This window comes from Candidatus Coatesbacteria bacterium (genome assembly GCA_014728225.1).
Taxonomy (GTDB): Bacteria; RBG-13-66-14; RBG-13-66-14; order RBG-13-66-14; family RBG-13-66-14; genus WJLX01.
The window spans coordinates 1-10,274 of sequence record WJLX01000038.1; the positions used below are offsets into that span (position 1 = coordinate 1).

The 10,274-nt window shown below is 66.1% G+C and carries 9 protein-coding genes; 7 read left to right on the forward strand and 2 right to left on the reverse strand.

The window, feature by feature from the left end; all coding sequences use genetic code 11:
• The 6 genes from GF399_02780 to ispH form a co-directional block, all read left to right on the forward strand.
• Positions 1 to 793 (forward strand): hypothetical protein (locus tag GF399_02780; protein ID MBD3399238.1); only part of this gene is annotated, 793 nt, incomplete at its 5' end.
• An 8-nt stretch (positions 794 to 801) separates the two neighbouring features.
• On the forward strand, positions 802 to 2,724 hold the full coding sequence (locus tag GF399_02785) for a tetratricopeptide repeat protein (GenBank protein ID MBD3399239.1): 1,923 nt from the start codon (positions 802 to 804) through the stop codon (positions 2,722 to 2,724).
• A gap of 21 nt (positions 2,725 to 2,745) precedes the next feature.
• Positions 2,746 to 3,405, forward strand: a complete 660-nt coding sequence (locus tag GF399_02790) for a hypothetical protein (protein ID MBD3399240.1) — start codon at positions 2,746 to 2,748, stop codon at positions 3,403 to 3,405.
• Between the two features lie 304 nt (positions 3,406 to 3,709).
• Positions 3,710 to 4,456: a 3-oxoacyl-[acyl-carrier-protein] reductase gene (gene fabG / locus GF399_02795; GenBank protein MBD3399241.1), complete on the forward strand. Its 747-nt coding sequence runs from the start codon at positions 3,710 to 3,712 to the stop codon at positions 4,454 to 4,456.
• 227 nt (positions 4,457 to 4,683) lie between these two features.
• The gene (locus GF399_02800; GenBank protein ID MBD3399242.1) at positions 4,684 to 6,759 is read left to right on the forward strand and encodes an elongation factor G; all 2,076 of its coding nucleotides are present in this window, start codon (positions 4,684 to 4,686) and stop codon (positions 6,757 to 6,759) included.
• 127 nt (positions 6,760 to 6,886) lie between these two features.
• Positions 6,887 to 7,726, forward strand: a complete 840-nt coding sequence (gene ispH, locus GF399_02805; protein ID MBD3399243.1) for a 4-hydroxy-3-methylbut-2-enyl diphosphate reductase — start codon at positions 6,887 to 6,889, stop codon at positions 7,724 to 7,726.
• A 273-nt stretch (positions 7,727 to 7,999) separates the two neighbouring features.
• Here the strand turns inward: ispH and GF399_02810 are convergent, their stop codons facing one another.
• Positions 8,000 to 8,545, reverse strand: coding sequence for an ECF transporter S component (locus GF399_02810; GenBank protein ID MBD3399244.1), 546 nt, complete (start codon positions 8,543 to 8,545; stop codon positions 8,000 to 8,002).
• Between the two features lie 382 nt (positions 8,546 to 8,927).
• Between GF399_02810 and GF399_02815 the strand changes: the two genes are divergently transcribed.
• Positions 8,928 to 9,413 carry a transcriptional repressor gene (locus GF399_02815; protein ID MBD3399245.1) on the forward strand — a complete coding sequence of 162 codons (486 nt, stop codon included), beginning with the start codon at positions 8,928 to 8,930 and terminating at the stop codon, positions 9,411 to 9,413.
• 77 nt (positions 9,414 to 9,490) lie between these two features.
• Here GF399_02815 and GF399_02820 read toward each other — a convergent pair whose 3' ends face one another.
• The gene (locus tag GF399_02820; protein ID MBD3399246.1) at positions 9,491 to 10,009 is read right to left on the reverse strand and encodes a hypothetical protein; all 519 of its coding nucleotides are present in this window, start codon (positions 10,007 to 10,009) and stop codon (positions 9,491 to 9,493) included.
• Positions 10,010 to 10,274 lie beyond the last annotated feature (265 nt).

Here is a 10,274-nt window from a genome sequence, read left to right on the forward strand (position 1 = left end):
GGCCATCATCTCGGCCTATTTGCTGGGCGCCAGCCAGGGCCGCCGTACCCCGCGGGCCGTCCTGGACACGGTCATCCTCGGCGTGGTCACGGCGTTGACGCACACTATCGTCGTCTTCGCCATGGGGATCGCCATCGAGCTGATCGGCGAGGCACTGAACCGGGAGCTGGTCGTCGTGGTCACCAGCATCATCGGCAGCGTGCTGGTCATCGGCGTGGGGGTCTGGATGCTGCGCCAGCGGATCGCGGCCTACTCCAGGCGCAAGGGGGTGGTCGATCACCACGGTGAGGTCGTCGCCGACGGCGGCGCTGAGCTCGGGCACGACCACGATCATGATCACGGTCATCATCATCACCACCACGACGAGCCCTACTACAATCTGTTCCACTCCCACAGCCACAAGCTGCCGGCCTGGGCCGAAGGCGACGAGGACAGTCCGGACCGGCGGCAGTGGAAGCGTCTGCTGGCTTTGGGAGTCTCCGGGGGCATCGTGCCCTGCAAGGGAGCGATGTTGATCCTCTTCGGCACCTCGGCGGCGGGCAGTTTTTTCGATAACCTGGCCGAGCCCCTGATTGCGCTGTCGATCTACAGTCTGGGCATCGCGGCGACGATGATCGTCGTCGGTCTGTTCGCCGTTTTTTTCTCCAAGGCCGTCGAGCGGATGGCCCACAAGGCCAAGCGGACTGACTCGCCCTTCTGGATCAAGGTGCAGAAGATCATCTTCTGGGGCGGACCGGCGACGGTGCTCCTCGTGGGCGGCTACCTGCTGCTCTACTCTCTCAGCCTGCTCTAGGCGGAACGATGACCGGCCGCCGACTGGACAGACGTGACTGGCGCCTGATCGCCGTGTTGCTCCTCGTCGCTGTGGCGGGGCGGGTTTTCTACAGCGTCGATTACGCCGACAGCCCGTTGTATCACGAGCCGATCATCGACGCCGGCTACCACAGCCTGCTGGCGCGTCAGCTCATCGAGGGTGTGCGGCCCGGTCCGGGCGCCTATTTCAAGCCGCCGCTCTACGTCTGGGTGCTGGCCGATCTGTATGGCCTGACCGGGGGCAAGGCGCCCGGGGCGGCCCACCTGTTCAACTCGCTCTGCGGCCTGGCGGCGGTGCTGCTGACCTACCTGCTGGCGCGGCGCCTGACGGGCCGTCGTGCGGCCTGCGGTGCGGCCCTCTTCGTCGCCCTCTACGATCTGGGGCCCTTCTTTGAGGAGCAGGTGCTGGCCACCTCTTTGGTGACGGTCCTCTACCTGGCGACGCTGCTGTTGTACGTGCGGGCCTGGGAGGACGGCCTGAGCTGGGAAAGGCGCCGGGAGCGTCTGGTCTGGGCCGGGGTGGCGATGGGGCTGGCGACCCTGGCGCGGCCCAACCTGCTGCTGTTCTGGCCCGTCGTCGGTGTACTGGGCTTCCTGTTCGCCCGACGGGACCTGGGTTTTAATCGTTCCCGGACGGCCTTCGCCGTGCTGGCGCCGTTGGGAATCGCCCTGGCCGTCGTTTTGCCGGCGACCCTGCGCAATCTGTTCCACGCCGGAGAGTTCGTCCTGGTCTCGGCCAACGGCGGAATCAACTTCTATATCGGCAACGGTCCCGGCGCCGACGGCTACAGTGCCGTGCCGCCGGGGCTGGCGTGGGATAGGTTGGCGGCCTCGGCCTCGACGGCGACGGAGGGTCCCGCCCTGGCCGATTCCTCGTTCTGGTACTCCCGCGCCCTCGGCCACCTGCTGAACTCGCCGGGCGACGCCCTGGGCCTGTTGGCCAAGAAGCTGTTGCTGATCTTCAACGGCGCCGACATCAGCAACAACGTCGATCTGAGCTGGGTCAGGCAACAGAGCCTCTGGCTGCGCTTCAACCCCCTGCGCTGGTGGCTGGCCGCCCCGCTGGGGCTGGCCGGTCTGGCCATGCTGCTGGGACGCGGACGCCGGCTGCTGACCGAACGTCGACGCACGCCGGGGCGCGTCCGCGCGTTGACGTTGCTGGGCGCCTTCACCATCACCTATATCGTCGGCGTGGTGCTGTTCTTCGTCTGCAGCCGCTACCGTCTGCCCCTGGTGCCTCCGGCGGCGATCCTCGGCGCCCTGTTCGTCGCCTATCTGCTGCGCTTGATCGGCGAGCGCAACCGCCGCCGGCTGCCCGGCGCCCTGGTCGCCCTGCTCGCCGCCGTCGGGATCGGGCTGCTGCCCCTGGTTAGCCCTACCGACGGCTTCTGGGGCCATTTTCACGCCGCGGGGGCCCTCGAACGCCGCAATGACTACGGCGGCGCCCTGGCCGAGATCGAGCGGGCCCTCGAGTTGCGAACCGCCGATCCCGAAGCGCTCAAGATGCGCGCTGAGATCAACCTCGAGCTGGGGCGCCTCGAGACGGCCCGGGAGGATCTCCTGGCGTCCGTCGAGGCCGCGCCGGATTACAGCGGCGCTTGGTACCTGCTGGGCCGGACGACTCCGCATCCAGACCATCGTCGCAGCTATCTGGAGCGGGCCGTCGAGACCGATCCCGCCGCCGTCCAGCCCCGGATGGGGCTGGCGATCCTGCTGATGCAGCGCGGCGAAGCGCATACCGCCGCCGCCGTGCTGGAACGGGTTCTCGAACTGCGGCCCCGCTTCGCCGCCGCCCACCGCATGCTGGGGGACAATTACCTGGCCCTGGATCGCCGGCGGGAGGCCGCACTGGAATATTTCATCGCCGAATTCTACCATCACCGGGGACGGGCCGCCGTTTCGTCACGCTGACGCCATCCTGAGGGGAGAGCCGTGGAAACCTGGCAGAAGAAATCCGTTTTTTGGCGCACCGTGCGCCGTCCGGGACGCCTGATCCTGCTGCTGATCGGCCTGGGGACCGCGTTGGTCTTCAGCCTGATCCTGGACTGGTTCTGGCCCGCCGTGGCCCTGCTGGCCGTCAGCCTGATCGGCTTCATCGTTTCGATCGCCGTGGAGCTGGCCCGGCCGGAAACCGTCAACAAGCGCATCTACGAAGAGCTGACCGGCCTCGAGGGCCTGGGTTACCGCTTCAAGACCAAGCTGCAGAACCTGGTGCGCCTGTTCGACAACTTCTGGCGTCGCTCGTCCGACCTGGACGACCAGATGATCCGTGACGCCCGCCGCGAGGCGCTGACCGCCAGCCTGATGCTGGCCGACCGCCTGCGCCGGGTGGCCGTCGTCGAGCGCGCCGCCCGGGACGCCGCCCGGGCGGGGGTGGATAGCGAACGGGCCGAGAAGATCGTCGCCGACGCCGTGACCGAGGTCGAGGAGTTCACCCGCCACCTCGAGGGACTGATCTCCGCCGCCGCCGAGGCCGCCCTGCTGTCACGGGAGGAAGCCGCAGGCTTGATCGAGCAGCGCGCCCGAGCCATGCACGACTGGCGCGAGGCCCTGGCCGCCGCCCGTCGCGAGATGGACGAATCCGGTTTCTAAAAGCCCGCCGAACGATTTCGGGCGGCCGCGGAAAACGACACCGACCTTCCGAAACGTCACCGGTCGCCGAGGCGGCCGGAACCGGCACGGTTTTTGCGGAGGCGGAGCGTCGCCGCCGTTCGCCGGGGCGCCGAGATGCAAAAACCGTGCCGGTTCCGGCGCGCCGGGGTTTGCGGGCCTGGCTGAGCGGACCGGGTCGTTTTCCGCGGCCGCCCTCGGCCATGAGCCGCCGATAAACGGACAGCGGCGGAAACAGCTGACAGCTAGATATCTGATGTGTTAACAGGTTCAAGGAGGTTCAGCGATGACCGAGGACAAGCAACAGCACGGCGCGGCCGTGGTCACCGGCGGCGCCCGGGGCATCGGCGCGGCGATCGCCCGTCGCCTGGCCGTCGACGGCTATCCCGTGGCCCTGTGGGACGTCAACAAGGACGGCCTGGAGGAGATGGTCGATGAGTTGAAGAGCGCCGGTCAGCGGACCGTGGGGCGACTCGTCGACGTGACCGACTATGAAGACGTGACCAACGCCGCCAAAGAGGTCGCCGCCGAGTTCGGCGGGATCGCCGCGCTGGTCAACAACGCGGGGATCACCCGGGACGCCCTCTTCGTGCGGATGAAACCGGTCGATTGGGAGCTGGTGCTCAAGATCAACCTCACCGGGGCCTTCAACTGCTGTCGCGCCGTCGCCCGGATGATGATGAAGGCCCGTCGGGGCCGGATCGTCAACATCGCCAGCGTGGTGGGCCTGATGGGCAACGCCAGCCAGGCCAACTACGCCGCCAGCAAGGCGGGGATGCTGGGGCTGACCAAGAGTCTGGCCAAGGAGCTCGGCGGTCGCGGGGTGACGGTCAACGCCGTGGCGCCGGGGTTCATCGAGACCGAGATGACCAAGCTGCCCGAGGAGATCGTCAAGGGTTGGCTGGAGCTGATCCCGCTCAAGCGCGCCGGCACCCCGCAGGACGTCGCCGGCGTGGTGCGCTGGCTCTGCTCCCCCGAGGCCGCCTACATCACCGGCCAGGTCGTCAACATCGACGGCGGGATGGTGATGTGAGAGGGGGTCTTGAGCGGGGGCGTCTTGACTTGACCGGCGACGCCGGGTAAACTATCCACCTTTAGTATGCCAGCCGGCCGGCTCGGAGCCGACCGGCGGCTGCCGCTGCCGCTCCCGCTGCAGCGAGGATGAATGTGATAACTGTTTCGTATTTCGTCGCACCGGCGGGAATACGGCGCAACAGCTAACATTCGGTAAACCCATAACCCCAGGACAAAGGCTCTTCGATGAAAAACCTGCGCAATGTCGCGCTGATCTCCCACGGCGGAGTGGGCAAGACCACCCTGGCCGAAGCGTTGTATTTCGCCACCGGCGCAGCCAGCCGCCGGGGCAAGGTGACCGAGGGCAACACCGTCTCCGACTACTCCGAGGAGGAGAAGAAGCGCCAGTTCTCGATCAGCCTCTCCGTGTTGCGTCTGGCCCACCGCGACGTCGACATCAACCTGATCGATACTCCGGGTACGCTGGATTTCGCCGGTGAGGTCGTCTCCGGCGTTTACGCCGCTGACGCCGTCGTCGCCCTGGTCAGCGCCGTCTCCGGTCTGGAGACCGGAACGGTCAAGTACTGGGAGATCGCCGAGCGCCGCGGTCTGCCCAAGGCCCTCTTCGTCAACCGGATGGATCGGGAGAACGCCGATTTCGACAGGGCCGTCGAGAGCATCCAGGAGACCTTCGGTCAGACCTGCGTGCCGCTGCACTACCCCATCGGCGCCCATACCGGATTCAAGGGCGTGGTGGACCTGGTCTCCAACAAGGCCTACCTCTATTCCGCCGACGGCTCGGGCGATTATGAAGAGGGCGAGGTGCCCGCCGAGCTGGCCGACAAGGTCAACGAGGCCCGCGAGCAGTTGATCGAGGAAGTCGCCGCGGCCGACGAGGCGCTGATGGAAAAATTCTTCGAGGAGGGCACTCTGCCCTACGAGGACGTCGTCGCCGGTCTGAAGCGGGCTTTCGCCGAGGGTGAACTGCAGCCGATCTTCGTCGGCGCGGCCGAACTGGCCGTCGGCGCCGCCCAGCTCCTCGACGCTCTGGTGGATTACTTCCCCACCCCGGAGAACACCCAGCCGCCGCCCACGGTCAAGCCCGTCAAGAACGACGAGGGCGAGATCAGCTACGAAGAGGTCGAGCTCTCCGCCGAGGCCGCCGCCGCCCTGGTCTTCAAGACCGCCATCGACCCCTTCGCCGGCAAGCTGTCTCTGGTCCGGGTCTTCCAGGGGAGCATCAGCGGCGAGGCCTACAACGTCAACCAGCAGAAGAACGAGCGCACGGCGAACCTGTTCCGCATCCACGGCGGCAAGCAGGAGTCCGTCGACGAGTTGAAGACGGGCGAGATCGGCGCCATCGGCAAGCTCGACCAGACCCAGACCGGCGACACCCTGACCGACAAGCAGCGGAAGCTGCGCTTCGAGCCCCTGCCGATCCCGGAACCGATGATGAAACGCGCCGTCTTCCCCGCCTCCAAGGGCGACGAGGACAAGATGTCCAACGGCCTGGCCCGCTTGCAGGAAGAAGACCCCACCCTCGTCACCACGCGTAATGAGCAGACCCACGAGCTGATCCTGGCCGGGCTGGGCGACCAGCATCTCAACGTCGCCGTCAGCAAGCTGACCCAGAAGTACGGCGTCAACGTCGAGCTCAAGGTGCCCCAGATCGCCTACCTGGAGACGATCACCAAGCGGGCCAAGGCCCAGGGCCGCCACAAGAAGCAGACCGGCGGACGCGGGCAGTTCGGCGAGTGCTACATCGAGTTCTGGCCCCTCGAGCGCGGCACCGGCAACGTATTCGAAGACGCCATCGTCGGCGGCGCCATCCCCAATAAGTTCATCCCCGCCGTCGAGAAAGGCCTCAATGAGGCCTATCAGAAGGGCTACCTCTGCGGCTGCCCCATCGTCGACGTCCACGCCAAGGTCTACGACGGCAGCTACCACAGCGTCGATTCCTCGGAGATGGCCTTCAAGATGGCCGCTTCTATCGCCTTCCGCAGCGCCATGCAGCAGGCCGACCCCGTCCTGCTGGAGCCGATCATGGAGGTCAAGGTGATCATCCCCGACGAATTCCTCGGCGACATCACCGGCGACTTCAGCTCCAAGCGCGGCAAGATCCTGGGCATGGAGATGCAGGGCAAGATGCAGGTCGTGCGCGGGATGGTTCCCGAGGGCGAGCTGACCAACTACGCCACCGAGCTGCGCAGCTTGACCGGCGGCCAGGGGACCTTCGAGATGACCTTCCACGGGTACGAGCGGGTACCCGGCGAGATCCAACAGAAGATCGTCGAGGAGTACAAGGCCGAGCAGGATAGCTAAGCTGTAACCGGTGTCCACTGGTGAGGCAGGGGACCCGGTCGGGTCCCCTGTCCACAATTCCGGCGCGACGGCTTCGGCCGGCCGCCGACCAACCGGTCCCTCGACGAAGAACACAACGGAGGTAGTCGTGGAGGTCATCGTCGCCGACGCCGCCGGGTTCTGCATGGGGGTCAAGCGGGCCTGCCAGATGGCCTTTCAGGCTGCCGCCCGTCAACCCGGACGAGTCAAGAGCCTGGGGCCGATCATTCACAACCCCCAACTCGTCGCCAAGCTGGCCGCCGAAGGGCTCGAGATCGCCGCCGAAGTCGACGAACTGGAGCCGGGGACGGCGGTGCTGATACGCAGCCACGGTGTGCCGCCCGAGGTCTACGAACGCGCCCGGGAGCTGGACCTGGAGATCATCGACGCCACCTGTCCCCTGGTGCGCAAGGCGCACCGCTTGACCAGCCGCCTGGCCGAGGAGGGTTACGCCGTGGTCATCGTCGGCGAGCCCGACCATCCCGAGGTGCGGGCCCTCAAGGCCTACGCCGGTGACGGAGCCCACGTCGTCGAAACCCCCGCCGACGTCGAGGCCCTCGACGACCTGGGCCGGATCGGCGTCGTCGCCCAGACCACCCAGTTGCTGTCCGATTATCAGCGCCTCGTCGGCGCCATGCTGGCCAAGGCCGAAGAGCTGAAAGCCTTCAACACCATCTGCGACGCCACCGCGCTGCGGCAACAAGCCGCCGAACGCCTAGCCGCCGTGGTCGACGCCATGATCGTCGTCGGGGGCAAGAACTCGGCCAACACCACCCGGCTCTACCAGCGCTGCCGCGACAAGCTCGGCCTGCCCGCCTGGCACATCGAGACCGCCGAAGAGCTCGATCCCTCCTGGTTCAGCGGCATGCAACGCCTCGGCGTCACCGCCGGCGCCAGCACCCCGGACTGGATCATCGAGGCCGTCGTCGAGCGCCTGCGCACCTTCTGATATGCCCGGCGACCTTTGAAAAACAGGACCGCCTGCGACCTCGGCCAGAACAAAGCACACGAGCCGGAACTGGTACGGTTTTTGCGGAGGCCGACCGTTATCATCGGCCGAACGGTCGCCGAGATGCAAAAACCGTACCAGTTCCGGCGGCCTCCGGTCCAGCGGTAACGGATCGTCGGCGGCCTGTTTTTCAAGGGTCGCCGGGAGTGGTTGTGAGAAAAAGGAGAAGCCGGGGGGCTTCTCCTTGACGCAGTTTGCGGGGACGGCGTCGGTCTAGTCGCCGGTTGGATTACCGGCGGCCAGTCGCCGGGCCAGCGGGGGCAGCAGGGCGATCATCGCCGTAGCGGCGGGCAGGCCGGGCAGCAGGGCGGCGCCGAGGTAGTTCCAGTAACCACCGGGGGTGGCGACGAACAGGGCGGCCAGGGCGGCGTAGAGCAGGCGTCCGCCGGCGACGGCGATTCCGGTGGCGGCGTGGCCGTCGAGGCGCGGCACCTCGCGCAGCAACCCGGCCAGGAAACCGTAGGCGGCCAGCTCGGCGATCATCAGCGGCAGGTGCAAACCGGTGGGCATGCCCGACAGGGCGAAGGCGACCAGGGGCGCCAGGGCGCCGATGGTCAGGCCGCCGCGCCAGCCGTAGAGCAGTCCGGTGAGGATGACGGGCCAGTGCATCGGCAACAGCCAGAGAACGGGAGCGCCGACGAGGTGGGCCAGGGCCGGTATGACGTAAGCTGCGGTCAGCAGCAGGGCCCCGGTGATCAGCCCCCGTGCGGTAAAGAAGGGCAGCACGGCGGGGCGGGGATGGGTGAGTTGATCGTTCATCGTGACTCCTGCGGCAGGGGTCCGTGGCGGGCCGTCAACGGTAACCGGGCGGACTATGGGCAAAGGGGATTATAGCATTATACCGACAAATCCGATAGACCCGCTCGTTAATACTTGACGTAGCCGGAAAAAGACGCTATGATGGCAGGTGAATGAGATAGGTTCTCAACGCTGGCGGCCTGAAACAGATTGAGTAAGCTCGTGAACAAGCTTAGAGTGGAATAAGGGTTAGCTTGCGGGCGGGAGAGGGTCAGCCCTTTAAGCCCGCATCAAAGACCGGGCTCCTTGCTCTCCGGCAAGCCCGCCAGGCCCGGCAAGCTCAGCCGCATCGCGCAACCCGACTAAGGCGCAAAGCAACTCACCGGTCAGGTGGTGAAGACTGATGCCCGTCTCCAGCTACGACGAAGCCGAGAAAAAACTGCGCAAGTACCTTTCCAGTAACGGTTTGCGCTGCACCGTCGAACGCCTGGCGATCCTCAAGTCGCTCTGGGAGAACGGCGGCCACCCCAGCGCCGAGATGATCGCCAACAGCCTGGCCCAGGGCCCCCTTTACGTCAGCCGGGCCACGGTGTATCGCACCCTGGACCTATTGGTCGAGGCCGGCCTGCTCAGTTGCAGCAATCTGGGCGAAGGTCACCGCCACTACGAGATCAACGTCGAACACCACGATCATCTGATCTGCCGCCGCTGCGGCAGGATCATCGAGGTCCAGAGCCCGGAGCTCGAGGAGCTGCAGCGCAAGATCTGTCGCGAAGCCGACTTCGTTCACCAGAGTCACACCCTGGAGATCGTCGGTCTCTGCGGAGACTGCAACCGCGAGCTGCGCAAGGTCGAGGAGGTCGGCGGTTTACAGGCCCGGCGCGGCTAGGACGCTAAGCCGCTTCATCGAACCAGGGTCGACCCGGCTGCGGGTCGGCCCTGGTCTCGTCTGCGGCGCAGCTCTGCTCAGCCCAGTTTGGCGGCCAGTCCCCGGCTCCATTCCCGGGCCAGCTCAAAGTCCCGATAGTCCTTGGGTTCCTCGGGGTTATCGACGCCGCCCTTCTCGGCGATCGACTTCATGATCCCGCGAACGATGAAGCCGTACTCGTCCATGTTGCGTTGGCCGGGAAACAGGCCCAGGTCGTCGAAATTGGCTCCACCGAGCTTGTCCTTGAGTTTGGGCAGGGTCTCCTCGGAGAAAGATTTTCGGCCCTCCTCCGTCGTCGGGCTCAGACAGCAGATGAACAGATGGTGCGGCTTGTCGGCCTTGACGACTCGCTTGGCCAGCTTGCGGGCCTGGCCCAGCAGGCTGCCGGCGCGCAGGCTGCCGCCGATGATCACGTGGTCGTACCCGGCGATGTCCCCGGCCTGCCGGGACTCGGCAAGCGTGACCTCGTGGCCCGCGCCGCGTAGTTCCTCGGCCACCACCTCGGCGTAGGATTTCGTCGAGCCGTAACCACTGGCGTATCCGATCAGAACCTTCATCCACTCCCCCTTACCTGTTTGGTCGGATGCTCACTCGTTCTATCAATAGTTGATCAAGGCATTACATACGATTTCGGTCCATGCTACAGAAAAGGGATACAGCTATGCATCACGAAAAAGCTGAGGGATCGTCTACCGTCTTCGGACCGCCAGCTGTCTGGAACCTGCTGATAACATCCGGGATGGACTGTGATATTCTGCCGCGAAAAAGGGGGGGGCAACAAGTGGCGGAAAACCGAGCAACCGACCGGCCCAGTTGTTGCCC

Bases quoted from the DNA above. Each gene is read 5' to 3' on its own strand.
- GF399_02785 (MBD3399239.1), top strand. From the start codon at position 802: ATGACCGGCCGCCGACTGGACAGACGTGACTGGCGCCTGATCGCCGTG.
- fabG (MBD3399241.1), top strand. From the start codon at position 3,710: ATGACCGAGGACAAGCAACAGCACGGCGCGGCCGTGGTCACCGGCGGC.
- GF399_02800 (MBD3399242.1), top strand. From the start codon at position 4,684: ATGAAAAACCTGCGCAATGTCGCGCTGATCTCCCACGGCGGAGTGGGC.
- GF399_02810 (MBD3399244.1), bottom strand. From the start codon at position 8,545: ATGAACGATCAACTCACCCATCCCCGCCCCGCCGTGCTGCCCTTCTTT.
- GF399_02815 (MBD3399245.1), top strand. From the start codon at position 8,928: ATGCCCGTCTCCAGCTACGACGAAGCCGAGAAAAAACTGCGCAAGTAC.
- GF399_02820 (MBD3399246.1), bottom strand. From the start codon at position 10,009: ATGAAGGTTCTGATCGGATACGCCAGTGGTTACGGCTCGACGAAATCC.